This window comes from Aeromonas sp. QDB34 (assembly GCF_027705405.1).
In the GTDB taxonomy this organism is placed as follows: Bacteria; Pseudomonadota; Gammaproteobacteria; order Enterobacterales; family Aeromonadaceae; genus Aeromonas; species Aeromonas hydrophila.
This window is the reverse complement of sequence record NZ_JAPDBT010000016.1, coordinates 22,118-47,680: the sequence shown is the minus strand read 5'-3', so window position 1 is coordinate 47,680 and position 25,563 is coordinate 22,118. Positions and strand designations below refer to the sequence as shown.

The 25,563-nt window shown below is 63.5% G+C and carries 17 protein-coding genes and 2 tRNA genes (1 of these 19 running past the window's edge); 8 read left to right on the top strand and 11 right to left on the bottom strand.

What is annotated here, in order from left to right; translation table 11 throughout:
• Positions 1-174: 174 nt before the first annotated feature.
• Positions 175-250 (top strand) — tRNA-Phe (locus OKC29_RS17835).
• A 4-nt stretch (positions 251-254) separates the two neighbouring features.
• A tRNA-Asn gene (locus tag OKC29_RS17830) sits at positions 255-330 on the top strand.
• 43 nt (positions 331-373) lie between these two features.
• On the opposite strand, the gene OKC29_RS17825 is transcribed toward OKC29_RS17830, so the two are convergent.
• Complete coding sequence (locus OKC29_RS17825; protein WP_011707223.1) at positions 374-508, bottom strand: hypothetical protein; 135 nt, start codon at positions 506-508, stop codon at positions 374-376.
• Between the two features lie 225 nt (positions 509-733).
• Between OKC29_RS17825 and OKC29_RS17820 the strand changes: the two genes are divergently transcribed.
• Positions 734-2,011: an alpha/beta hydrolase gene (locus OKC29_RS17820; RefSeq protein WP_073351524.1), complete on the top strand. Its 1,278-nt coding sequence runs from the start codon at positions 734-736 to the stop codon at positions 2,009-2,011.
• A 99-nt stretch (positions 2,012-2,110) separates the two neighbouring features.
• Positions 2,111-5,671: an ATP-binding cassette domain-containing protein gene (locus OKC29_RS17815; RefSeq protein WP_065479247.1), complete on the top strand. Its 3,561-nt coding sequence runs from the start codon at positions 2,111-2,113 to the stop codon at positions 5,669-5,671.
• 55 nt (positions 5,672-5,726) lie between these two features.
• Here the strand turns inward: OKC29_RS17815 and OKC29_RS17810 are convergent, their stop codons facing one another.
• The 5 genes from OKC29_RS17810 to trmB form a co-directional block, all read right to left on the bottom strand.
• Positions 5,727-5,936 (bottom strand): YgdI/YgdR family lipoprotein, encoded by a 210-nt coding sequence (locus OKC29_RS17810; RefSeq protein ID WP_016351843.1) that lies wholly within the window; start codon positions 5,934-5,936, stop codon positions 5,727-5,729.
• 203 nt (positions 5,937-6,139) lie between these two features.
• Positions 6,140-7,432 carry a sulfurtransferase gene (locus OKC29_RS17805; RefSeq protein WP_073351528.1) on the bottom strand — a complete coding sequence of 431 codons (1,293 nt, stop codon included), beginning with the start codon at positions 7,430-7,432 and terminating at the stop codon, positions 6,140-6,142.
• Between the two features lie 28 nt (positions 7,433-7,460).
• Positions 7,461-8,381, bottom strand: coding sequence for a glutaminase B (gene glsB, locus OKC29_RS17800; RefSeq protein ID WP_162275769.1), 921 nt, complete (start codon positions 8,379-8,381; stop codon positions 7,461-7,463).
• A gap of 124 nt (positions 8,382-8,505) precedes the next feature.
• Complete coding sequence (locus OKC29_RS17795) at positions 8,506-8,838, bottom strand: YggL family protein (protein WP_011707230.1); 333 nt, start codon at positions 8,836-8,838, stop codon at positions 8,506-8,508.
• A gap of 14 nt (positions 8,839-8,852) precedes the next feature.
• Positions 8,853-9,566 carry a tRNA (guanosine(46)-N7)-methyltransferase TrmB gene (gene trmB, locus OKC29_RS17790; protein ID WP_017410916.1) on the bottom strand — a complete coding sequence of 238 codons (714 nt, stop codon included), beginning with the start codon at positions 9,564-9,566 and terminating at the stop codon, positions 8,853-8,855.
• A 348-nt stretch (positions 9,567-9,914) separates the two neighbouring features.
• Between trmB and OKC29_RS17785 the strand changes: the two genes are divergently transcribed.
• Complete coding sequence (locus OKC29_RS17785; protein WP_043166085.1) at positions 9,915-10,982, top strand: M28 family metallopeptidase; 1,068 nt, start codon at positions 9,915-9,917, stop codon at positions 10,980-10,982.
• 182 nt (positions 10,983-11,164) lie between these two features.
• Positions 11,165-12,346, top strand: a complete 1,182-nt coding sequence (locus OKC29_RS17780; protein WP_073351532.1) for an aminotransferase-like domain-containing protein — start codon at positions 11,165-11,167, stop codon at positions 12,344-12,346.
• Between the two features lie 65 nt (positions 12,347-12,411).
• Here OKC29_RS17780 and OKC29_RS17775 read toward each other — a convergent pair whose 3' ends face one another.
• A complete protein-coding gene (locus OKC29_RS17775; RefSeq protein ID WP_029299126.1) occupies positions 12,412-13,944 on the bottom strand; it encodes an EAL domain-containing protein in 1,533 nt (510 codons plus the stop codon).
• A gap of 302 nt (positions 13,945-14,246) precedes the next feature.
• Here OKC29_RS17775 and OKC29_RS17770 point away from each other — a divergent pair, with 302 nt between their 5' ends.
• Positions 14,247-15,152: a TIGR01777 family oxidoreductase gene (locus OKC29_RS17770; protein ID WP_073351535.1), complete on the top strand. Its 906-nt coding sequence runs from the start codon at positions 14,247-14,249 to the stop codon at positions 15,150-15,152.
• A 93-nt stretch (positions 15,153-15,245) separates the two neighbouring features.
• On the opposite strand, the gene OKC29_RS17765 is transcribed toward OKC29_RS17770, so the two are convergent.
• The gene (locus OKC29_RS17765) at positions 15,246-17,693 is read right to left on the bottom strand and encodes an ABC transporter permease (RefSeq protein WP_073351537.1); all 2,448 of its coding nucleotides are present in this window, start codon (positions 17,691-17,693) and stop codon (positions 15,246-15,248) included.
• Entirely contained in the window at positions 17,690-18,415 is a 726-nt protein-coding gene (locus tag OKC29_RS17760; RefSeq protein ID WP_073351539.1) for an ABC transporter ATP-binding protein, read from the bottom strand. Before OKC29_RS17760 ends, OKC29_RS17765 begins: the two co-directional genes overlap by 4 nt.
• Here OKC29_RS17760 and OKC29_RS17755 point away from each other — a divergent pair.
• Positions 18,414-19,013, top strand: coding sequence for an arylesterase (locus tag OKC29_RS17755; protein ID WP_049049146.1), 600 nt, complete (start codon positions 18,414-18,416; stop codon positions 19,011-19,013). The genes OKC29_RS17760 and OKC29_RS17755 overlap by 2 nt on opposite strands.
• 83 nt (positions 19,014-19,096) lie before the next feature.
• On the opposite strand, the gene OKC29_RS17750 is transcribed toward OKC29_RS17755, so the two are convergent.
• Both OKC29_RS17750 and OKC29_RS17745 read right to left on the bottom strand, forming a co-directional pair.
• Positions 19,097-20,041: a chemotaxis protein CheV gene (locus tag OKC29_RS17750; protein WP_017410908.1), complete on the bottom strand. Its 945-nt coding sequence runs from the start codon at positions 20,039-20,041 to the stop codon at positions 19,097-19,099.
• Between the two features lie 295 nt (positions 20,042-20,336).
• Positions 20,337-25,563: the 3' portion of a VCBS domain-containing protein gene (locus OKC29_RS17745; RefSeq protein ID WP_442866131.1), read on the bottom strand. Its footprint extends 311 nt past the window's final position; the window shows 5,227 of its 5,538 coding nt (coding positions 312-5,538); its start codon lies off the right edge, out of view; its stop codon occupies positions 20,337-20,339.

Below are 25,563 nucleotides of genomic sequence, written 5' to 3'. Positions count from 1 at the left end.
CCATAAAGGGAAAAAACCTCGATAGAAGAACATACCGACAACCGGATCCCGGTGTGGACTCAGGGGTTCCTTGCTCACTATCTCGCCACTTGGTTCACCCTATGCAAAAACATGCCAGAAACTGGGGGTGCAAGGTTGACACCCCAGTCCAGAAAGGGTTTAATGCGCGCCGTTGCCCAGATAGCTCAGTCGGTAGAGCAGGGGATTGAAAATCCCCGTGTCGGCGGTTCGATTCCGTCTCTGGGCACCACAATTCCTCCTTAGTTCAGTCGGTAGAACGGCGGACTGTTAATCCGTATGTCACTGGTTCAAGTCCAGTAGGAGGAGCCAAATTTGAAAAGCCCGCTCATCGAGCGGGCTTTTTTCATTTCGGTCAGCTGCCGTTGCAGGTTGCCAGCAGCAGGGTCGCTCCGCAGGTGGCACTGAACAGCAGCAATCCTGTCTGCAGCACACCCTCCGGGTTTACCCGTTTCTCTTTTTTGCGAAATCGTATCCACTTAGGCTTCATCAAGCCCACCTCGTCCTGTTACGACCCCTGCCCCGTCGGCAGGCGAGCCATCTTTGTGCAGCCGCCCGGCGCCGTCAACTCCCTTGCCGACAATAAATTCATCACGCTGCCACCGCCCGTTTTCCCTTCGTGACAATGTTAACAATTTGGAAAACCGGCGTGACCCGTTCCCACGCCGGGGCTATGATGAGGCCGACGATTTTCCTACCCTCAGGGAGACCCCAGATGAGCAGCCCGTTGCGTTACGTGCTGGATGGCATCCATTGCGAGCCCCGCTTCTTCACCGTGCCCCTCGACCACCAGCGACCGGATGACGAGGAGACCCTCACCCTGTTCGGCCGCACCCTCTGTCGCCAGGAGCGGCTGCACGACGATCTGCCCTGGCTGCTGTTCCTGCAGGGTGGACCCGGCTTTGGTGCCCCGCGTCCGACCGCCGACAGCGGCTGGATCAAGCGGGCCCTGCAGGAGTTTCGGGTGCTGCTGCTCGATCAGCGCGGCACCGGCCACTCCCGCCCCATCAGCGCCGAGGCGCTGGCCCAGCTTACCGCCCCACAGCAGGCGGAGTACCTCGGTCATTTTCGCGCCGACAGCATAGTGCGCGATGCCGAATACATTCGCGAAGTGCTGAGCCCGGGGCGCCCCTGGAGCCTGCTCGGCCAGAGCTTCGGCGGCTTTTGCAGCCTCACCTACCTCTCCCTGTTCCCGGACAGCCTGCACGAGGTCTACCTCACCGGCGGGGTGGCCCCCATCGGCCGCCGTGCCGACGAGGTCTACCGCGCCACCTACCAGCGAGTGGCGGACAAGAACCGCGCCTTCTTCGCCCGTTTCCCCCACGCCCAGGCCATCGCCAACCGGCTGGCCAACCACCTGCACAGCCATGAGGTGCGCCTGCCCAACGGCCAGCGCCTGACGGTGGAGCAGTTGCAGCAGCAGGGGCTGGATCTGGGTGCCAGCGGCGCCGTCGAGGAGCTCTACTACCTGCTGGAGGACGCCTTCATCGGCGAGCGGCTCAACCCTGCCTTCCTCTACCAAGTGCAGGCGATGCAGCCGTTCAACACCAACCCGGTGTTCGCCATCCTGCACGAGTCCATCTATTGCGAGGGAAGCGCCAGCAACTGGGCAGCCGAGCGGGTGAGAAGCGAATACCCGGCCCTGGCCTGGGCGCCGGGCAAGGATTTCGCCTTCACCGGCGAGATGATCTTCCCCTGGATGTTCGAGCAGTTCCGCGAGCTCATCCCCCTGAAGGAGGCCGCTCACCTGCTGGCCCAGAAAGCGGACTGGGGACCCCTCTACGACCCGGCGCAGCTGGCCCGCAACACCGTGCCGGTGGCCTGCGCCGTCTATGCCGAGGACATGTACGTGGAGTTCGACTACTGCCGCGACACCCTCAAGGGGCTTGGCAACAGCCGCGCTTGGATCACCAACGAATACGAACACAACGGCCTGCGGGTCGATGGTGAGCAGATCCTGGACCGGCTCATCCGCATGAATCGGGATCGCTGATCCCGCCGGGCTCGCGCCCGCAGCAAGACGACAATATCGAGGGCGACCCATGAGTCGCCCCGCCCCTCTGGAAGCAGCACAAAATAATAAGGACACCCATTGGATCATCCGGAAATCTCGGCCGGCTGGCTGAGCCGCCTCTTCTATCACTGGACCGGCCCGCTGCAACGCAAGGGGCTGAGCGAGCCTCAGGTCAACCTCGACGATCTCTATCCCCTGCTGCCGGAAGACAGACGCGATGGCCGCGCCGACGCCTTCCTCGCACTCACCGCCGCCCAGCCGGTGCGCCCCTGGCCCATCACCGCCTTCATCTGGCGCCATTACCGCGGGCGCATTGGCCTGCTCACCCTGCTGCAAATGCTCGGCATGCTGGCGACCCTGGCCAGCCCCTGGCTGCTCAACCACAGCATGACCCAGCTCGGTGCCGGCGCCCCCACCGAGCAGAAATTGCTGCTGGCGTTCGCCCTGTTTGCCTCGGTGCTCGCCTCCGGCATGCTGGCGGAGCACTCGCTGCAGCTGGCGCTCAAGATGCACGTGCCCATCCGCCGCCTGCTGGCCGAGTCCCTGCTCGCCAAGGTGATGAAGCTGGGTGGCAAGAGCTTCGACGACCGGGCCGGTGGCCGGGTGCAGAACCTCATCAACCGGGACGTGTGGGACATTACCTGGATTCTTGCGGACCCCGCCATGCCGCTCACCATGCTGCTACAACTGCTCGGAACCATCGCCCTGCTGGTGTGGCAGGTGGGCAGCGCCGGCCTGGTCGGCTTCGCCGTGCTCACTCTGCTGCTGCTCATCTCCACCCGGGTGGTGCGGCGCATGAACCAGCAGGAGCAGCAGCTCAAGCGTCAACAGGACGAGCGCAACGGCATCCTGGCGGAGTACATCAAGAAGCTGCGGCTGGTGCGCCAGAACGGGCTCGGTGCCTTCTTCACCCGGGCCGCCGGCCACAAGCGCCAGCAGGAGCTGGGGGTGCTGGGGCGGGTGCTCAGGCTCGATGCCATCAACGAAAGCCTGATGCTGAGCACTCCGCTGCTGGTGACCCTGGCCACCTTCACCACCTATCTGGTCTCGGGCAGAGAGCTCACCCTGCCACAGGTGTTCACCACTATCGCCCTGTTCACCGTGCTGCGCATCCCCATGATGCGGCTGCCCTACCTCATCCGCACCCTGATCAACTTCAACACCGGCTTCAACCGGTTATGCGAGTTCCTCAACAGCCCCGAGCAGCACCGGGATCTCACCGACCCCAGCTTGCCGGTGGGCGGCCTGCGGCTCGACAACGTCACCGCCCTGCACCAGCAAAAGCCGGTGCTGGAGGGGATCAGTCTGCACATCGAGCCGGGGGAACTGGTGGGGATCACCGGTGCCACCGGGGCGGGCAAGAGCTGCCTGCTGCACCTCATCGCCGGTTTCGACAACGGCTTCGAGGGCAGCATCCGTCGCCACGGCCGGGTCGCCCATCTGGGCCACAAGCCCTGGCTGATGAACGACACCATCCGCAATAACATCCTGTTCGGTCAGCCCTGGCATGGCGAACGCTATCGCTGGGTACTGGGAGCCTGTGCGCTGGGCGCCGACCTCACCCTGCTCAGCCACGGCGACCAGACCCTGGTGGGCGAGCTCGGCACCCGCCTCTCCGGCGGCCAGCAACAGCGGGTCGCGCTGGCCCGCGCCCTCTACGCCCAGGCCGACATCCTGCTGCTGGACAACCCGCTCTCGGCGCTCGATCCCATCGTCTCGGCCCAGGTGCTGGAGCAGGGGCTCGCCTTCAAGCCGGGGCCGACCCGGCTGCTGGTGAGCCACGATCCGGATGTGCTGGCCCACTGCGATCGGGTGATCCGCATCGAGCAGGGCCGACTGGTGGAGCTCGATGCCCACCAGCTGGCGGATCTCATCCAGCATCCTCGCCCCACCCCGCCGGTGCCGCCTCAGGAGGCGGAGCAGTTCAGCGAGGAAAAGGTGGTGGAAGGCAAGGTGGACTGGGGGCTGTTCGGCTTCATGTGGCAGCGCTTGGCCGCCCCCGGCGCCATCCTGCTCGCCCTGCTGCTCACCCTGGGCCAGGAGGGGCTGCGCATCGCCTCGGATCTCTGGCTCGGCGGCAAGGCCGGGGTAACCGGGGTGAGCGAGCTGCTCGGCATCTATGTGCTGCTGGGGGCTGGCTCTCTCACCTGCATCATGGTGGTGCGGGTCATCAACTACAAACTCGGCCTCAAGCTGGCCTGGACCCTGTTCGACGGCATGCTGGGACGCATCAGCCGCGCCCCCATGGCCTTCTTCGACAAGGTGCCGCAGGGGCGCATCCTCAACCGCTTCGATCGGGATCTGGGGGAAGCCCAGGAGATCCTGCTGTCGATGCTGATGGGGCTGTTCGGCATGCTGGTGTCGGTGGCGCTGCAGGTGGTGGTGATCGGCGTCAACATGCCGCTGTTGCTGCTCATCGCCCCCCTGGTGGGCTGGGCCCTCTACGTGCTGCAGCGCCGCTACCGGGCGGTGCAGCTCAAGCTGCGGCGACAGGCATCGGTGCTGCGCTCGCCGCTCTACATCAGCATCAGCGAAACCATCCGTGGCGCCCCCGCCCTGCGCCTGGCCGGGGCCGAGCGCTTCGCGCTGGATCAGGTGCTGCTGCACTATGACAACAACCTGCGCAGCTGGTACACCACCACCTCCATCAACCGCTGGCTCGGCATGCACCAGACCCTGCTCTCCGCCGCCCTGGTGGGCGCCGTGGCACTGATGGTGGCCTTTGGCAACAGCTCGCTGCTGGGGGCCGTGGCCATCACCTACGCCTTTACCGCCTCCGCCATGCTCAACTCCCTCATCCGCACCTTCGCCGAGGTGGAGCAGGTGATGAACGCGGTGGAGCGGGTGCGCGAATACAGCGAAATAGAGAGCGAGCGTCAGGAGGGGGAGGCCCTCGCCACCGCTCACCCTGCGGTGCGTTTCGACAACCTGGGGCTGCGCTATCCACAGGCCAGCCAGTGGGCGCTGCACAAGGTCAACTTCGAGCTGGCCCCCGGCGAGAAGGTCGGCGTGTGCGGCCGCACCGGCGCCGGCAAGAGCTCGCTGCTGGGGGTGCTGCAGGCCATGTATCCCGCCTCCCAGGGGGAGATCTACTACGGCGAGCAACCGCTGTCCCGGCTGGCACCGGAGGCGGTGCGCGATCTCTACGACACCGTCTCCCAGATCCCGCTCACCTTCTTCGGTACCCTGCGTGCCAATCTGGCCCCCCTGACCGAGCACGACGACGCGGCACTGGAGCAGGCGCTGGCGCGGGTCGGGCTGGCCGAGCGCTGTGCCGGCCGGCTGGACGAGGAGCTCGACAAGCTGCAGCTCTCCGCCGGTGAGACCCAGCTGCTGGTGATCGCCCGCATCCTGCTGTCGCGCCGCCCGCTCATCGTGCTGGACGAGGCCACCTCGGATCTCGATCACATCGGCATGCGCAAGATGGCGGAGCTGCTCTATCGCTACCGGCCAGAGGCCAGCTATCTGGTGATCGCCCACCATCTGGAGCCGTTGCTGTCGGTGGACCGGGTGGTGGTGATGGAGGCCGGCACCGTGGTGGAGCAGGGCTCGCCGGTGAGCCTGCTGGCCAACTCCCACTCCCGCTTCCACCAGCTGTTCGTGGGTCAGGTGAACCGCCAGGTGCCCCAGACGGTGTGAGGGCTGAAAATGACAAGGGCTGCCCGCGGGCAGCCCTTGTTGCTTGAGGAGAGCCTCAACGCTCCATGATCTGGGTGACGTCATCCTTCTTGATCATCACCTCCCGCCCTTCGGTATCGTAATAGCGGTACATGCCGGTGCTCTCGTCCAGCTTGGGTTTGCTGTCGGTGGTGATCATCTTGCCATCCTTGGTGCTCATGATGTACTGGGAGCTGCACGCCACCAGTGCCAGGGCACACACCAGGATCATCATCAGTTGCTTCATCGCCTGTTTTGCCTCCCGCTTCACCCTCACCACGAGGGTGGTGTCTGAAGCCTAGTTCAATCAGATGAGCCCCATTAACTCTGGTTACCGTAACAAGATCCACTTAAAGAATCAGTCAGTTAGCCACTGATGATGGACTCTTCCGACCCGTCGGGAAAAGAAAGGCCGGACATGGGTCCGGCCTGTTTTGTCATCGTCGTCGATTACTTGGCGGGCTTGCGCTCGCCGGTCACGATGGGGTTCTTGGGATCGGCACTCCACTCGTACCAGCCGCCGTCGTAGACGCTGATCCGCTTCCAGTCCATCAGCCAGGCGTAGAAGAACGCCTCGGAGGCGCGCCAGCCGGTACCACAGTAGAAGGCAGCCTGCTGGGTCGGCTCTATGTTCCACTCGTCCCACATGGCGAGGATCTCGCGGGCCGGCTTCATGGTGCCGTCCGGGTTGTGGAAGTCGCTCATGCTGTTGGCATCGACACCACCACGACCCCACTTGGCGCCGGGAATGTCGCCCTTCGGCTTGATGTAGCTGTAGCCGGAGGTGTTGCCGACGAACTCGTCCCAGGTGCGCACGCTGACCAGGGCGCCGTCGGGCTGCTTGAGCAGCGCCTTGGCCTGGCTCAGGGTGGTGTAGTACTCGGGATGGGCCGGAATGGCGACGCCGAACTCCTTGGCCGGAGTGAACTTGTTGGCCAGCCCGGTCTCGGTGCGCAGATGCTGCACGAACCAGGCATCCAGGCCACCGTCCAGCAGCCGCACGTCCTGTACGCCGGCATACATCATCAGGTGGGCCGCACGGGCAGCCGCCATGGTGTTGCGGCCGTAGAGGATGACGGTGGTGTCGTGGCGGATGCCGTTCTCCAGCAGCAGCGCCTTGAGCGCCTCGTCAGAGACCTTGTTCCACAGCGGTTCCTCTTCCAGCCGGTTGGTGTCGATGTAGCCGGCCCCCGGGATGTGGCTCAGCAGATAGGCCTTGGGTGAACCCCACGCCACCTCGAACAGCTTCCAGTCGCCCTTGGGCGCAGCCACCACCGGCTTGCCCTCCTGCAGGTCCGCCAGCCAGCGCGGGTAGACCAGCTGCTGCCAGCGGGCCAGATGCTCGCGCGGCGCGGTTTTCCAGCCCTGCAGTTCGAACAGCTGCTTGATGCCCTGCTGGCGCAACAGGCGAGCCACTTCGGCCACCTCGCGCGGGGCACCGTAGAGCGCCACCGGCCGATCGGCCTTCAGCCCCTTGGTCGCCAGTGCCGCCGGCCACTCCTCATCGCTGTACTTCCACTCGGCGGAGAGGTTCTCGGCGCCAACCACGTGGCCGCCCTGCTGCTCGCCCTCCATCGGCCAGCCCTGATAGAAGTAGCTGGCGCGGGTATCCAGAATGACCGCCTGCTTGGCGTTGGCATCCGCCAGCGAAAGCGGTGGCAGTTCGGCAGCCAGGGTCGGCAGGGCATGCCAGAGCAGCAAGGTTGCCAGGGTGGCCCGTAACAAGCTCATTATTCGTTTCATGGTGATCTCTCGATTCAGAGTGACAAGGTTAAAAAATAGAGCGGCCCAGACGCTCGGCCAGCAGTTCCAGCGCCGCCGTGCCCGCCAGCGAGTTGCCCGCCTTGTTGAGCTCGGGCGACCAGACACAGACGCACAATTCCCCCGGGATCAGGGCGATGATGCCGCCACCGACCCCGGATTTGCCCGGCATGCCGACCCGATAGGCAAAATCCCCCGCCTCGTCATAGAGGCCGCAGGTGGCGAGCAGGGCGTTGACCTGTTTGGTGGTGCGAGCCGGCAGCAAGGGGGTCGTCGCGCCCAGCGGCACCCCGCGATTGGCCAGATAGATGAATGCCCGCGCCAGATCGACGCAACTCATGCGAATCGCACAGGCATTGAAGTAGCTCTGCAGCACCTTGTCCACTTCGTTCTCGAAATTGCCATACGCCTTCATCAGATAGGCGATGGCTGCGTTGCGGGCAGAGTGCTGATATTCGGAGCGGGCTACCACTTGATCCGCCATGATGGCCGGGTTACCCGAGAGGCGGCGCACCAGCTCCAGGGTACGCTGGCGCGGCGCGGTGAGGCGGGTCTCCAGCAGATCGCTCACCACCAGGGCACCGGCATTGATGAAGGGGTTGCGGGGAATGCCCTGCTCGAATTCCAGCTGCACCAGGGAGTTGAAGGGCTGGCCGGAGGGCTCCTTGCCGACCCGGGCCCATATCTCCTCTTCCTGATAGAGGGTGAGCGCCAGCGTCAGGCTCAGTACCTTGGAGATACTCTGGATCGAGAAGGGTTCGCTGGCGTCACCGGCGGTGAACAGCTCCCCTTCCACGGTACAGACGGCGATCCCGAGCCGGTCGGCCGGCACCTGGGCCAGCGCCGGAATGTAGTCGGCCACCTTGCCCTGTCCGAGCAGCGGGCGCACCTCATCCAGGATGCTGGCCAGTAATTCGGATGACAACACCATAAGCGATTCCATAACTAACGTGGCGATCCCATCACCACCGACAAAAATCCCGCCAGCGGCGGGACTTGTCTATCTGCTGTCGCAGGCTGTCGACACCGGGGCGCCTGCCACAGCCAGCCTGTCATCAGGCCGGTTCACCGTACCAGAGGTCAAACAGCTCGGTGACCACCACGGCTTCCATCCCCTTGCCTTCCAGCCAGGCTTTGACGGCAGCGCGGTCTTCTTCGCTGCATTTGCCCAGCTGCTGGGTGCAGATCATCCCTTCCCAGGCCAGGTGGCCGGAGCCGGCGAAGGCCAGCTTGCGGGGTTCGATCACTTCATCGATCATCGCGTCGACTACCGCATCGATGGTCTCTTCGGCGGTACCGACCGGGAAGTTGAAACTGATGTCGAAGCCCATTTCCTGGAATTCATCGACGCGCAGTTTCTTGCGCAGGCGGCGGCTACGATTGGCCATGATAGCTCCTTCAGTTAGTTGACACGTTTGAAAATCAGATCCCAAACCCCGTGACCGAGACGGTGGCCACGTTGTTCGAATTTGGTCAGCGGGCGCCAGTCGGGGCGCGGCACCCAGTTGCCGGTGGCGGAGGTGTTCTCATACCCCTCGGCGGCACTCATCACTTCCAGCATGTGCTCGGCGTAATTTTCCCAGTCGGTGGCCATGTGGAACACGCCACCGATGGCCAGCTTCTGGCGGATGTCCTGGGCAAAGGCCGGCTGCACGATGCGGCGCTTGTGATGGCGGCTCTTGTGCCAGGGATCCGGGAAGAACAGCTGCAGGCAGGCCAGCGAGCCGTTCGGGATCATGTGCTCCAGCACCTCGACCGCGTCGTGGCAGATGACACGCAGGTTGGTGACTCCCGCCTCCTGGGCGGTACCGAGGCAGGCACCGACACCCGGCGAGTGCACTTCGATGCCGATGAAGTTCTTCTCGGGGGCATTCTTGGCCATCTCCACCAGGGAGGCGCCCATGCCGAAGCCGATTTCCAGCACCACCGGGGCCTCGCGGCCAAACAGGGCAACCAGATCGAGCGGCTCCGGTGCGAAATCGATACCCATGACCGGCCAGAGCTCTTCCAGGGCCTTCTCCTGCCCTTTGGTCAGGCGGCCTTCGCGACGGACAAAGCTGCGGATCTTGCGCATGAACTTGCCGTCTTCGTTAAACACATCTTGGGTCACTGGCATAATCAAATTGCTCGTTATTGCATCGGTCTGGGTCACAGACCACATAAATGGATTGCTCGTTATCTCGTCGTACTGGTCACAGACGACCGAGATGAATTGCTCGTTGTTTCATCGTTCCACCTCGCCGACGAGGCGCGAACTTGTTCGTCATTTCATCGCTCGGCGAAACAGGGTAGCGAATTATCCCAAGATAGGCTCAGGGCGCAAGTGTTTCGCGCAACAAATCCCCCGCCACTGACCAATTCCGCCACCGCGATTGACAAATGCCACCCCCTTCACAGAATCTGCCAGGCGCCGGGTGCATGCTGACCTGCGCAAATAAAACCATACACAACAAAGGATTGCAGTATGAAACACACCGCATTGGCGTTTGCCATCACAGCCCTGCTGGCCGGGTGCAACACCTCCAGCAACGATTCACAGGCCCCCTCCGCCGCCGAGCAGGCCTATGAATACCTGGTGCAGCTGAGTTCCACCGCCGAGGGGATCGGCGCCAGACCCACCGGCAGCGAGGCCGAGACCCGCGCCGCCGCCTGGATCCAGGACCATCTGGCCGGCTGGGGCTACGAGGTGCAGAACCAGCCCTTCACCTACACCAAGAGCGGGGCCAGCAAAACCTCCCAGAACCTGGTCGCCGAGCTCAAGGGCAGCAGCGACAAGGTGATCCTGATCGGTGCCCACTATGACAGCACCGGCGACAAGAAGGGCTCCGAGGGAGCCACCGACAACGGTGCCGGCGTCGCCGCCCTGCTGGCGGTGGCCGAAGCGCTCAAGGGGCAGACCCTGCCCTACACGGTACGCTTCGCCTTCTTCGGCGCCGAAGAGAACGGCCTCAACGGCTCCAAGGCCTATGCCGCCAGCCTCGACAGCACCGCCGTCGCCAAGCTGCTGGCGATGGTGAACTACGACACCATCGCCGGGGGCGACATCGTCTACGTTCACTCGGCCCACTCCGACGTGGCCGAGTACAACTGCGCCGATCCGAGCCGCTACAGCTTCGATCCCAAGGTGCGGGATCGCCTGCTGGCCATCTCCAAGCAGACCGCCACCCCGTTTGCCATCCACCCCAGCTACAGCGGCTACCCGGAAGGGGAGACCGGCAGCTGGTCCGATCATGCGCCGTTCGCCTGCCTCGGGGTGCCCATCGCCTACGTGGAGGCCACCAACTTCACCATCAACGGGGCGGATGGCTACGACGGCTACTCCCAGACCACCAATCCGGCGCTGTGGGACTGCTACGACGATGCCACCAAGAGTGCCTGCGATCGGGACAGCGAAACCCAGTGGGGCAAGATCTGGCATACCCAGTATGACCGCCTCGACAAGATGGCCGAACTGTTCCCGGGCCGGGTACAGCAGCAGCTCGGTGCCAACACCGAGCTGATGATCCGCTTCCTCAAGGAGCCGGGACTGTAACGGGTCACGCCGGGGCTTTTGCGCCCCATGGCCGTCCCCGACCGATAAAATTCGGGCAGGTGCCAAACCTGCCCTTTTTTATCGATTTTTGTTACAGCCATTGCCTCATTTTTTAAATCTGATACAAACGGATAACTTGGCGGTCGAATGGAGCGACCGCTCACCATGCCAGAGAGAATCCTATGCAGCCGTTTTTTGCCCAGCGCTTCGAGAAGGTAGAGCCTTCCTTCATCCGCGAGATCCTCAAGGTCGCCGCCAATCCGGAGATCATCTCCTTCGCCGGCGGTCTGCCCAATCCGCACCTGTTCCCGGTCAAGGCCATCGACCAGGCCTGCCAGGACGTGCTGCGCGAACAGGGCGCCGCAGCCCTGCAGTATGCCGCCACCGAGGGCTTCGCCCCGCTGCGCCAGTACATCGCCGACCGCTATCTGGCCCGCCACGGCATGCAGGTCAATCCGGACAATATCCTCATCACCAGCGGTTCCCAGCAGGCGCTGGATCTGCTGGGCAAGGTGCTGATCGACGAGGGGCAGGATCTCATCATCGAGGAGCCGGGCTATCTTGGCGCCATCCAGGCCTTCTCCGTCTATCAACCGGCCTTCAAGCCCATCACCCTGGGTGAAGAGGGGCTGGATCTGGCGGCGCTGGATGCGCTGCTGGCCGGCGGCTCCAACGCCAAGCTGCTGTACGGCGTGCCCAACTTCCAGAATCCGAGCGGCGTCTCCTACAACCGTGCCAACCGCGAGGCGCTGGCCGAGCGGCTGGTGCGCCACGAGCTGTTGATGGTGGAAGACGACCCCTATGGCGAGCTGCGCTTCGAGGGCGAACACCTGCCCCCCATCGCCAAGCTGGCGCCGAACAATACCGTGCTGCTCGGCTCCTTCTCCAAGACTGTCGTCCCGGCCTTCCGTCTCGGCTGGATGCTGGTGCCGGACTGGCTGCGCAAGAAGGTGACCATCGCCAAGCAGGCCACCGACCTGCACAGCAACGCCTTCAGCCAGCAGGTGCTGCACCGCTTCCTGATCGATAACTCGCTGGATGCCCATCTGGAGAAGATCAAGGAGGTCTATGGCCGCCAGCGTGCCGCCATGGAGGCCGCCCTGGCCCGTCACTGCCCGCCCGGCGTCAGCTATACCCGGCCCGAGGGTGGCATGTTCCTCTGGCTGACCCTGCCCGCCAGTGTCAGCGCCATGGCGCTGTTTGACGAGGCGATCAAGGAGAAGGTGGCCTTCGTACCGGGCGCCCCCTTCTACGTGCGCCCCGAGATCCAGAACACCCTGCGCCTGAGCTTCTCCTGCGTGGATGAAGCCACCATCGAGGAGGGGGTCAAGCGTCTGTGCCGTGCCCTCGCCCGCATGCTCTGACCAGCCTCTGGACGAAAAAAAACCAGCGACTTCAGTCGCTGGTTTTTTTATGCACGAAATTTGGCTCAGCCCTGCGCCAGCAGGCCGGCAAACTCCTTCATCGGCATCGGCCTGCCATACAGATAGCCCTGCAGGAAATTCACCTGACGCGCCCGCAGATAGGCGGCCTGCACCTCGTTTTCCACCCCTTCGGCAACCAGCAGCAGACCGAGCCGGGTCGCCAGATCGATGACGTTCTCGACGATGTGGCTGGAGAGGGCATCGGAGCCGATCATGCCGACGAAGCTCTGATCGATCTTGAGAAAATCGACCTGGAACTGCTGCAGATAGGTGAGGCTGGAGTGGCCGGTACCGAAGTCATCGATGGCGATGAAGACCCCCAGCTGATGCAGCTCGGCAAACAAGCGGTCGGTCGTCTCGTCCGCCACGATCAGCTCCCGCTCGGTCAGTTCCAGCACCAGCTTGATGGGATTCTCCCGAAACGCGTTGATGAAGTCGCGGCAATCCTCCAGCAGGCTCATGTCCTTGCAGTGGCTGGCGCTGATGTTGAAGCCGAAGTGGAACCCTCTGGGCAGGCTGTGCACCCGGTCGGCGAACTGCTCGCGCACCTGCTCCATCAGCAGCCGGGTCATGGGCACGATGAGGCCGCTGTCTTCGGCCAGCGGAATGAAGCGATCCGGCGAGATGAGGCCCTGGCGCGGGTGCTGCCAGCGCATCAGCACCTCGCAGCCGCTCCAGTGGGCATCGTCACCGGTCACCACCGGTTGCAGATAGGGGATGAACTCCCGCTGATCCAGCGCCCGCCGCAGCTCCTGGGAGGGCGAAGTCGAGCGGCCGGCCAGCCAGTAGACCAGGCAGCCCGCCAGCAGACCCAGCAATGGGTAGATGATGAGACTGGCCCGAGAGTAGTTCCAGATATGGCTGCCGTACTCGTCGTGGGAGAGATCCGTGACCACCCGAAACGGGTATTTGCCGGAGGTCTGCTCCAGCGACCCCAGCGCCACGGGCGGCACCTCGTCATGGATCTGGCCGTCGGCCAGCATGCTCTGCGCCCCGATCACCAAGGTCAGCGGCGAGTTGCGGCTGAGCATGTCGAGGATGTTGTGCAGGTAGTAGCCATCGATGCCGACCAGCACGCTGTACTCCCCCACCGGTTGGCGATAAACCACCAGAGGCCGCCCCGGCGTCACCGGATTGCCCCGCATCAGATCCAGCTGGCCATTGGCATAATCGGCCAGCTTGAAAGGCCCCTGATAGGGGCCGTAGAGCGAGGAGCAGTAGACCACTTCCCCTTTGGCCAGGTTGACGGTGCGCACGTCCGGCACGGTCGCCACCTGATCCCGCAGCCCCTGCACCACCTCCTCGCAGGGACGTCCCACGCTACCCTGTACCATGGCCGCCGCCTGATGGGCGTGATCCAGGGTGCGCTCCAGCATCTCCCTGGCATGGAGCAGACGCTCTTCGGCATCCTGCTTCATGCCGGCAAAGGTCTGCCAGGAGACGATCAAGACCCCGAGCAGCAGGGGGAGCAAGCCGGCCAGCAACGCCGCCCCCAGCCTGGTATAAAACTGGCGCAACCTCAAACGACGAAACGGCATACCCACCCTCGCGGCAACGGTGAAAAAGCGGACGAGTCTACTCCTATCCCCTTCTCTGACAAGCCTTTCTGACAACTCTGACGGCAGAGCGGGGCGCTCTGACCAACACTATATCGCGTCTGCAGCGGGGCGACAGCGGCAGTCGCAGCCATCCCTTCGCATGTGCGCAGTGCTCGCTGCACGCCCCCTGGCGCGATGCGCCAGATGCCTGCTGTGACGATTATAATCTTTGCAAAAACAGCTGCTTGTTCATCTGGTGCCGGCCCACTAGAGTAGAGCCAATAGCGTCAGGGAGTCTGCATATGAAAATATTGATCACGGGAGGGACAGGCTTCATCGGTCGCCGTCTGGTGGCCCATCTCAAGGTGGCCCACGAGGTGCTGGTGCTGACCCGCCAGGGCAGCCGCGCCTATGATCTGCTCGGCCACGACGTCAAGCTGCTCGACAGCCTGGATCGGCTCGACAACCTCAACGACGTGGACGCGGTCATCAACCTGGCGGGAGAGCCCATCGCCAACGGCCGCTGGAGCGAGCGGCGCAAGCAGCTGCTCTGTGACAGCCGCTGGCTGCTGACCGAACAGCTGGTCGATCTGGTCAAGCTCTCCGATACGCCGCCCAGGGTGCTGATCAACGCCTCCGCCATCGGCTGGTATGGCCGTCAGGGCGATGAGCCGCTGGACGAGCAGTGCCAGACCCCTCACGACGAATTCACCCATCAGCTCTGTCAGCAGTGGGAAACCCTGGCCCGCGAAGCCCGCAGCAAGCATACCCGGGTCTGCATCGTGCGCATTGGGCTGGTGCTCGGCACCGACGGCGGCGCCCTGCCCAAAATGTTGCCTCCCTATCGCGCCGGCCTCGGTGGCCCCATGGGCACGGGGCACCAGATCATGAGCTGGATCCACATCCAGGATCTGGTGCGCGCCATCCTGTTCCTGCTGGAGCACGACGAGTGCGACGGCCTGTTCAACGGCACGGCGCCGCAGCCGGTCAGCAACCGCGAATTCAGCCAGACCCTGGCAGGCACTCTGCACCGGCCGCACCTCTTCTTCGTGCCGGCCCCCCTGCTGCAGTTGCTGATGGGCGAAGCGGCCGATCTGCTGCTCACCGGCCAGAGGGTGCTGCCGACCCGTCTGCAGCAGGCCGGCTTCCATTTCACCTACCCGGCGCTGCCCCAGGCCCTTGCCAATCTGCTGAGCACGCCCCGCTGACTGGGCTCATCCGCCAACCGGATAACAATCAGCCCGGCCATTGGCCGGGCTGATTGTTATGGCGCCTTGCGGCATCCGCACAGGATGCGATGATCAGAGCAGGCCCTGCCCCAAGCCACGCAGCCGATCACTCAGGGTGCCCGCCAGCAGCTGGCGCTGCATGCCCTGCCCCGCCAGCGTCACCAGCACGGCCCCCAGCAGCGGTAGACCGGCCCAGATGGCCCAGTGGAACTGCCACTGCCCCTCGAACCACCACCACTGCAGGCCGAGGGAGCAGAGCTCGACTACCATGGCGGCGCACAGCCCCGCCAGCAGGCCGCTGGCAACCAGCTCCCAGCGCAGCATCTTCCTGAGCAGCTCGCTGCCGGCCCCCAGGGTGCGCATCAGCAACAGCTCCCGGCGCCGATGGGCCATGCTGGCCTGGGTCTGGGTCAGCAGTACCAGCAGCGCCGCCACCGTCACCAGCCCCAACATCAGCCCCAGCGCCCGGCTCACCTGATCCGACACCGCCGTCAACCGCACGATCAAATCGTCCACATCGATCAGGCTCACCGTGGGGTGTCGGCGGATCAGCTCCACTTCGGCCACCCGCCCCTGCTCCGGCAGACGATAGCTGCCGAGCCAGGTCTGGGAGAAGGGCGCCAGCACATCCGGCGAAAAGATCATGTAGAAGTTGGGCCGCATGTTGTCCCACTTGATGGCCCGCAGGCTGGTCACCTGTGCCTTGAAGCTGCGCCCCTCAATGGTGAAGCCCAGGGTGTCGCCGAGGGCGATGTCGAGCCGTTTGGCCAGATCCTTGTCTACCGATACCTGGCCGGGACCATCCAGCCAGCGTCCTGCGGTCAGGGTATTGTCCGGCGGCAGGGTGGCAGTGGTGGTGAAGTTGAGCTCGCGATTGACCCCTTCGCGGCCATCTTCATCCGTGTCACGCACCGCCTCGCTGGCGATGCTGACCAGCCGGCCGCGCACCATGGGGTAGAAGTCCGAGGTCACGGCCCCCGCCTGGCGCAGATCGGCCAGGATCCCCTCCCGCTCCCCGTCTGCCACGTTGACCAGGAAGCGGTTGGGGGCATCCGCCGGCAGCCGGGCCGAAAACTCGCCGAGCAGGTCGACCCGCGCCGCCCACAGCAGACCGAACAGCATGAGTGCCAGCGCAAAGCCCGCCAGCTGGAACAGACCGCTGCCCCGCTCGCGGGAGAGATGGCTGATGGCCAGCCGCAGTGCGTGGGGCCCCTGCACCCGGCGACCCAGTCGCAGCAGCAAGGAGGCGATCAGCGCCAGCAGCCCCATCAGCAAGCCCATGCCGCCGATCAGCCCCAGCGCTAGGGTCGCATCGGCGGTAAAGCCCCACACCAGCCCAAACAGCCCGAGCAGCGCCACCGGCAATGCCAGCCAGGGCGGGATCCCTGCCTCCAGCTCGCGCCGCAGCACCCGCAGCGGCGGTACCTTGAGCAGGCGCAGGAAGGGCACGAAGGCCAGCAGCAGGGTGATGAAGAAGGCCACCGCCAACCCCAGCGCAAAGGGTCGCCACGATGGCGGTGGTAGATCAGCGGGCAGCAGGTTGCCCAGCAGATGCAGGGTCAGCCACTGCATGGCGCTGCCCGCCACCAGACCGAGCAGGGCGCCGACCAGCGTCAGCGACAGCAGCAGGGTGCCCATCAACTGCCAGAGCGAGCGGCGGGAGGCCCCCAGGGTCTTGAGCAGCGCCACCATGTTGGTCTGGCGCTCGGCGAAGTGACGCACCGCGATACCCATGGCCAGCGCCCCCAGTAGCACTCCCGCCAGGGAGGCCAGCCGGAAGAAGCGCTCGGCATTGGCCAGCGAGCGGCCCACCTGGGAGCCCTGGTCGTCCGGCTTGATCAGCTTCTGCCCCGCCTTGAGTCTGGGTTTGAGCCAGCGTTCATACTCGGCCACCTGCTCGCGGGAGCCCTTGAACAGGTAGCGCCACTGCTGGCGGCTGCCCGGCAGCAGGGCACCGGTCGCCTCCACATCGGCGCTGTGGATCAGCGCCCTCGGCGCCAGCAGGAAGGGGCTGAAGCCCTGATCCGGCTCCTGACCCAGTACTCCCGCCACCTTGAGCACCGTATTGCCCACTTCCAGCGCATCCCCCGGCTTGGCCGCCAGCAGCTGCATCACCCGGGCGGAGAGCCAGATCTCGCCGGGCGCCGGCGCCCGCTGGGGGCTCAGCTCCAGCTTGCCGTAGAAGGGGAAATCCTCGGGCACGGCGCGGATGGAGGCCAGCTGCAGGGCATCGCCATGAAACAGCATGCTGTTGAAGCTGACCGTGGTCTGCACCGCCAGACCCGCTTTTGCCGCCTGCTCGAGCCAGGCGGCCGGAGCCGGCGTGGCCGAGCGCAGCACCCGGTCGGCACCGATAAAGTCGCGGCCCGAGGCTTTGAGCCCGGCATCCAGCCGATCCGCCACCAGGGCCACGCTCAGCACGCAGGCCACGCTCAGCGCCAGCGCCAGCACGAACCAACGCAGCTCGCCGTTGAATCCTTCCCGGCGCAATAACTTGAATCCCAGTCGCCACTGATTCATGACAGCTCCCTGACTCTTGCTGCAGAGGCGGCTTCGGATGCTGACGCATCCGCCGCCAGTCGTCCCGCCGCCATCACCAGCTGCCGCTGGCAACGCTGAGCCAGCTCGTGATCATGGGTCACCACCACGAGCGTGGTGCCATGCTCGCGATTGAGCTCGAACAGCAGCTCGATCACCCGCTCCCCGGTCTTGCTGTCGAGGTTGCCGGTGGGCTCATCGGCCAGCAGCAGGCTGGGCCGGGTCATGAAAGCCCGGGCGATGGCGACCCGTTGCTGTTCACCGCCGGAGAGGCGCGGCGGCAGATGGTGCAGCCGCTCGCCGAGGCCGACCGCCGCCAGCAGCTCGCGAGCCCGCGGCTCGCAGCGGGTCTCGCCACACAGCTCGGCAGGCAGCATGACGTTTTCCAGCGCGCTCAGGGTGGGCAGCAGCAGGAAGGACTGGAACACAAAACCCACCTGTTCGGCCCGCAGCCGGGCACGCCCCTCCTCGTCCAGCTGCAACAGCGACTGGCCGAGGATCTCGATATCCCCCTGGCTCGGCAGATCCAGCCCGGCCAGCAGTCCCAGCAGGGTGGACTTGCCGGAGCCGGAGGCGCCGACCAGCGCCACCGTTTCGCCGCTATTGACTTGCAGGTCGATCCCTTCAAGGATGGTGAGGCTTTCCTGGCCCAGGCGCACTGTCTTGCCCAGGCCCTTGACGTTGATAATGGGAGTTGAATTCATGACGCGTTTCCTGTTTGCCTTGTGCTGCCTGGTGTCATCGGTGCAGGCCCAGACCCTGATGGTACTGGGCGACAGCCTGAGTGCGGGTTATCAGATGCCGGCGGAGCAGAGCTGGCCTGCGCTGCTCAATCAGAAATGGCAGCAGCAGGGGGGTAAACATCAGCTTATCAATGCCAGCATCAGTGGTGAAACTACGCAAGGTGCGCTGGCCAGATTGCCGGCCCTGCTCAAGGAACATCAACCGGACTGGGTGCTGATCGAGCTGGGTGGCAACGACGGGCTGCGCGGGTTCGCGCCGGCCATCACCCGGGACAATCTCACCAGGATGGTGGCGCTGACCAAGGCGCAACAGGTAAAAACCGTGCTGACCCAGATCCAGCTGCCCCGCAACTACGGCGCGCGCTACCTGCGCCAGTTCGAGCAGATCTTCCCGGAACTGGCCAGCGCCAATCAGCTGCCGCTGATGCCCTTCTTCATGGATGATATTGCGCTGCGCCCTGAACTCATGATGAACGATGGCATCCACCCCACCGCCGCCGCCCAGCCGCAGATCCGCGACCGGGTGGCCAGCTTCATCGAGCCGCTGCTGACCCAGTGATCCCGGTGTCATGGCCTTGCCTATCTTCCGGGCTCCAACTCCAATAAAAATCCCGCCAAGGCGGGATGTTTATTGCTCCTGTCTCAGCGTTCCAGGATCTGGCGCAACCGCTCCTGGGCCACCCCGACCAGCAGGTCTGGCTGGAACTTGGAGATAAAGCGATCGCAGCCCACCTTCTTGACCATCGCCTCGTTGAAGTTGCCGCTCAGCGAGGTGTTGAGGGTGATGAAGAGATCGGACATGCGGGCATCGCTGCGAATTTCATGGGTCAACCGGTAGCCGTCCATCTCCGGCATCTCGGCATCGGTGATCATCAGCAGGATCTCGTCGGTCACCTTCTTGCCCGCATCACACCACCCCTTGAGCAAGTTAAGCGCCTGCAGGCCATCCTGGCACTCGATCACCTCCAGCCCTAGCTGGCCCAGGGTCTCGCGCACCAGGTTGCGGGCCGTGCTGGAGTCGTCGACGATGAGCACCTTGCGGCCGTGCATTTCCGGCAGGATCTCCCGATCCAGCACCTCTTCCGAGATGCGGATGTCATAGGTGATGATCTCGGCCAGCACCTTCTCCACGTCGATGATCTCGACGATCTGATCGACGCCGTCTTCGGGTATGCGGGTGATGGCGGTCAGGTAGTTCGCCCGCCCGGCCGAGCGCGGCGGCGGCAGTATGTCCTTCCAGGTCATGTTGACGATGTTGGCCACCTGCCCCACCAGAAAGCCCTGAATGGTGCGGTTGTATTCGGTAATGATGAGGTTGGACTCGGCATCGATGGGCATGGGGCGCATGCCGATGGCGCTGCGCAGGTTGATCACCGGAATGGAGGTACCACGGATGTTGGCCACCCCGCTGATGTTGTGGTGCGCTCCCGGCATTTTGTTGAGATGGGGTAGCTTGACCACTTCCCGCACCTTGAACACGTTGATAGCAAACAACTGTTGGGATCCCAAACGGAACATCAACAGCTCCAGGCGGTTCTCCCCTACCAGCTGGGTACGTTGGTCCACTGAATCCAATATGCTCGCCATATAAAGCCCTTACGTCCGTTGCCCGAGTCTCGCCATAGTATAGAAGGGTCAGAATCCCAACACGACCCGTATTCTTATCCTATGTCGGCCAGATGATGCAGGAACTTGATAAAAAAAAGCGAGACCCGGCTCGCGGCCAGGCTCTCTTCAAGCTTGTCAGTAACCATTCGCTCACAATCCTGTGGTGACGGTGATATTGCCCTGATTTTCCGGTGAAAATCAGCCCCCCCTTCAATCGTATGACATAAAAAAAGCGGCAGATGAATCTGCCGCTTTTTGCCTGGGGTCGACCGGATTACTTGTCGATATCCAGCATGTTGTTGTTCAGCATGTAGTCGATCACCTGGGACGAGGTGGCCGACGCGCTGCCGGTGAGGCTGTCGAACGTGTGGTTCATCAGCACTATCTCCTGGGTCACGGGGGCGGCGCTGCTCTCCTTGACCTGCAGGTGAACCCCTTCGCTGTCCTGGAAGACAGAGAGCAGGCTCTTCAGATCGTTCTGGTTGCGAGAACCATCGTGATCCAGCAGGTCGCTCAGATCCAGCTTGTCACCTTCCGCCTTGGAGAAGTCGACCACGTAATCCTTGGCCACGCTGCCCGCAGCGGTATCGCCCTGCAGCCAGGTGAAGGTATCGGCGCCGCCATCCCCCTTGAGAATGTCATTGCCAAGCCCGCCGACCAGGATGTCATTGCCCAGACCACCGCTCAGGGTATCGTCACCACTACCGCCGTACAGGGTGTCGTTGCCGCTGCCGCCGTACAGGGTATCGTTGCCGCTCTCGCCGTACAGGGTGTCGTTGCCGGCACCACCGAACAGGATGTCGTTGCCGGCCCCGCCGAACAGGAAGTCATCGCCACCCTGGCCGAACAGGATGTCGTTGCCATCGCCGCCGATCAGCACGTCCGCCTTGTCGTTGTTGGAGGACTGATCGAACTCGCTGGCATGATCCGTGATGTAGTCATGGACCTGGGCATCGGTCACCGAGCCTGCACTCAGCTTGCCGGCCACGTACTGCTTGATGGCCGCGTAGCCTTCACCATTGATGCCGGCGAAGTGGATGGCATCACCGAACAGGATGTCGTCACCGGCACCGCCGTCGATCCGGTCGCTGCCCGGCAGGTTGTTCACCGAGGTACCCAGGATGGCGTTGGCCAGGTCGCTGGCGTTGACACCGGTCATGATGACGCCGTCAGAGTCGTAGGACTTGAGATCGTTGTAGGAGATGTTGGCCCCCAGTCCGATCGCTTCCACCGTGACCCCCATGCCCGTCAGCAAGCCAAAGCCGGCAACCGAGTTGGCGATAGTGGTACTGCTGGTAGAGTTGCCCGTGCCCGCCAAAGTCGCATAGACATAGCGCCCGGCGCCATCTGGTCTCATATAGCCAATCTGGTTGCCGTTGTAGTCATAAACCACACCGTTGCCGTTAACTACCGTCCGACCATTCACCGAGTATGTTTGGCCGTAGGTGTAGCTAGTACCAATGACATTGCTCAGGTAAACATCATTCACTGTGCCACTGCGGTCACGGATCATGGGGTCACTACCCTCATTCTCCAGATAGAAGGTCGGCTGACCATCGGTAATGAAGTAGGTCAGGTTCTTGGCATTGGTATTACCCTGTACGGTCGAGCTGTTGAACCAGTTGGCAGTGGTTTTGAACACATCCTCGTAGTTGGTGCCACCACCGCTGTTGGTGCTGCCATCCATGCTGTCGAGAATGGCTTGCAGCTGGCTCAGGGCGTTGCTGTCCTTCAGGTTCACGCTGACCGACTTGTTGGCCAGGGTGTCGAAGTCCACCAGGAAGATGTTGACAGTCCCGGCGCCATCGGTGCCGGCGCTCGCCTTGAGGCTGGAGAACACCTGAGCCAGCTGGCTCTTGATGGTGTTCATCGCGCTGGTGCCGATGCTGCCCGAGCTGTCGACCATGAAGGCGATGTTGTAGTTCTGGCCCGGCAGTACCACGCTGCCATCCAGATCCCCGACCACGATATTGTGCTCGTTGCCATAGGTGCGGTTCTGATCGCCCGGCTCCCCTTCGGTGGAAAGGAAGTAGCTCATGCGGATCGAATCCTGATCCGATGCACTGCTGGTCTGATCGGTCGCCACTTCCTTGGCGATGGCTTCTACCTTCAGGTCGAACTGGCCGGCACTGCTGCCCGGCACCCGCAGGGTCAGACCGGTCAGCTTGACGTCCAGCGCGCTCTGGTTCCACAGACCGGTCAGCGTCAGCTTGCCATCGGCCCCCACGGTGCCGAGCACGGTGGAGCCCTGATAGAGGGTAGACCCCGTCGGCATGCCGGTCAGCACCAGGCTGTCGAACTGCTCGCTGCCATCCCGGTCGGTCAGGGAAGCGCTGATCTCGAGCGGGTAATCCACCACGCTGGGCGGTACCGCCGTCAGGGTGCCGTCGGTCTGGTTGAACTGGTAGATGCCGTCATCAAATTGCACCAACTCGATGTCGTAGAGCGACTTGCTGATGGTGACGCCGTTCTCCTTCACCAGGAAGTTGAAACCGCCGTCACTTCTGCGCTCGATGACATAGTTGGCACGCGAGCCCATCAGTACGGCCAGGTCGGTACCGGCGCCGCCAAACAGGGTGTCACCACCCAGTCCGGCCACCAGGATGTCATTGCCGGTGCCGCCGTCGAGGGTATCGCCGGAGACCGAGTTGCCGCCGACCAATACATCATTGCCCGCACCGCCGACGAAGTAATCGCCGCCCCCCTTCACGCTGACGATGTAGTCGTTGCCGCTGGTCCCCACCACGCTGTCCTGAGTGGTGGTGCTGTCGGTAAAGCTGCTGGTGATGCCAAAGTTGCCCTTGTTGAAGTTGCCACTCTGGAACGCTCCGGTGGAGATGCCGGACGACGGGTACTGGGTATAAAGCGGGACGCCGTTACCCGTCAGGCTGATGTCGACCACCGGCTTGTCCGCGACCGCCGTGATATCGATCACCAGCTTGCCGCTGTTGCTCAGGTTGGCGCCGTCACTGATCTGGTAACCAAAGCTGGCGTAATCACCCTGCAGGTTGCCGGTAACGACGCCATTGCCGTTGCTGGCGTTGGTGCTCGACTCGTTGAGGCCCGGCACGAAGCGCAGGTGGCCGCTGTCGATATCGGTGTAGGAGACAAGATCCCCCACCTTCACCGCAATCCACTGGCCGGCTGCGTTCAGGTACTCCAGCTTGCCGTTCAGCGGCAAGGTGTTGATCTGCACACTCAGGTCAGAAGCGGCCTGATCATCGCTGGCACCAAACTGGGCCCACTTCAGCACCAGCGGCATGTCTTCCTTGCCGGCACTGTAGCCACCCGTGGTCACCGGCGCACGATCGTTGTCGATGATGGTACCGATGCCATTCTGACCACCCACGGTCACGGTCAGGGTTTCATTCGCTTCGACCAGACGATCGTCCACCGTCGGGATGGTCACGGTAAAGCCCGACACCCCGGCCGGCACGGTGATCTTGCCGGTGGCGCTGTTGTAGGTCACCCCGTTGCTGAACTGGGCAGTACCCCAGTCAAGGCTGGAAGCCGGGTTGGTACCGCTGCCTTTGATGCCGAAGTCATACTGGGTCGCTTCCTGGGTCGCATCAGAGAGCGTCACCGTGTGCAGCAGGTTGCCGCCTTCGGCCGCGCTCTCGCTGGAGACCGACTGTACGATGGGCGTAAACAGCGGCTTGGTTGCGAAAGAGCCCAGGCTGTAGTCGCCGTCGCCATCCACCACCTTGATCTGGAAGTCGATGTCGCCATCTCCCAGCGGCTTGGACATGTTCTGATACTGGAAGAACTCCCACTTGCCGGTGGCCGGGGTAAATTCCAGACGGAACACCAGGGTGCCATCGCTGGCCTTGCCGACCAGGGTATTGGCCGATTCCATCGTGGTGGTGATCAGCTTGCCGGTCGCCGTGGTCAGCCCGGTCTCGGTAGAACCGACCAGCTGCATGTAGCCCTTGCCGTCGGCCCCCCACTGCGGAGTGACCGTGCCGGAACCGTAGGCGATGGCCGGCGCCGTGGTGGCACCGAGGAACTCGATGCTCTTCACGGTGAAGTCGCTGTTGTCGGCGTTGAGGCCGTTACCATTGTTGGTGGCCTTGATGACCATGGTATCGAAGCCGCCCTGCTGCACCTGGAAGTTGCCGGCATAGTCGCCACCCGCCGCGTTGGAGCTGAAGGTCTGGGTACCGATCAGCACACCACCGCGGTAGAACTCGACCACGCCGCTCTCCAGCTCGCCACCGAACATCTGGCTGAACTTGATGTTGGCGCCATAGGCTACCTTGCCCGCATCCAGCTTGACGATCAGCTGCTCGGAAGCAGAAGTACCGTTTGCAAAGTGGCGGAAGTCCACCTCGTTGGCGAGGTTGTGGTTCGGTGAACCGACGCTGGAAACCCCCAGACCAGAGCTGGAACCATTGACATTGGCGGTGATCAGGGCCGAGTTGGTCGACGAAGTAAAGCCCAGCGCCGTGATGCTGAAGCCGCTCACGTTCAGGGTCGTCTGGTTGCTGCCACTGTACTTGGTCAGATCAAACAGGCCGGTCAGAGTATCCGGGATGTTGGTCTTGATGACGGAGACGGCCGCCATGTCACCGGCCACCGGCGAGTCATCCTCGACCGAGATGGGCAGACCGCCAGTGGTAGTGGTCTTGCCATCCGATACGGTCACACCGATCTGGAAGTTGAGTACGTCTTCACTGCCCTTGACCGGATGATCAAGCGGGGCCTTGAGCGTCACGTCATAACTCCAGTCGCCCTTGCTGCCACCGGCAGGCGCGGTCAGCTTCACATCCATGACCGCCTTGTAGTCGGCACCGCCAGGTGTACCGGTATAACCAGTCAATACCTTGGTGGCGGCATTCCAGCTCCACTGCACCGCAGCACCGCCAGCCGTCAGGCCAGCCGGCCCGTTCAGGCTGATGGTAAGCGTATCCTGGCTGTCGACATCGCCGACCGTGATCTTGCCGCTGGCGGCCACGCTGTCGATGGTATCGCTGCTGCCTGCCGTATCGGCAATGCCGCCAGCCAGTCCCTCTTCGGATACCACGGCCCCCTTGTCGATACTCAGGGTCGGTGCATCGTTGGTGCCGGTGATGGTGACCGAGACGATATGGCTGGTGCCATCCACACTCTTGACGGTGAAGCTCTCGACGCGGGTCTCACCTTGGCCCAGGTACTGCACCTTGCTGTTGTCGACGTTGTAGGTCCAGGTACCGGTCTCGGTGATGGAGAGACTGCCCAGTGCACCATTGCTCGGGGTGCCGTTGCCGGCCACAAACTTGGCCTGACCCTGGTCCGCATCGCTGATGGTCAGCACGCCGCTGTCGCTCAGCAGGCCTGCGGTCGAGACGTTCAGGTCTTCGGTCACTGCACCCAGGTCATCCCCCGCCACCACGGCTCCATCGTTCACGCCAGTAATAGTGATGGTCACAAGGTGCGGCGTGCCGTCGACGCTCTGGACGGTGAAGGTCTCAACCTTCTTCTCGTCTTTGCCCAGGTACTGCACCTTGCTGTTGTCGACGTTG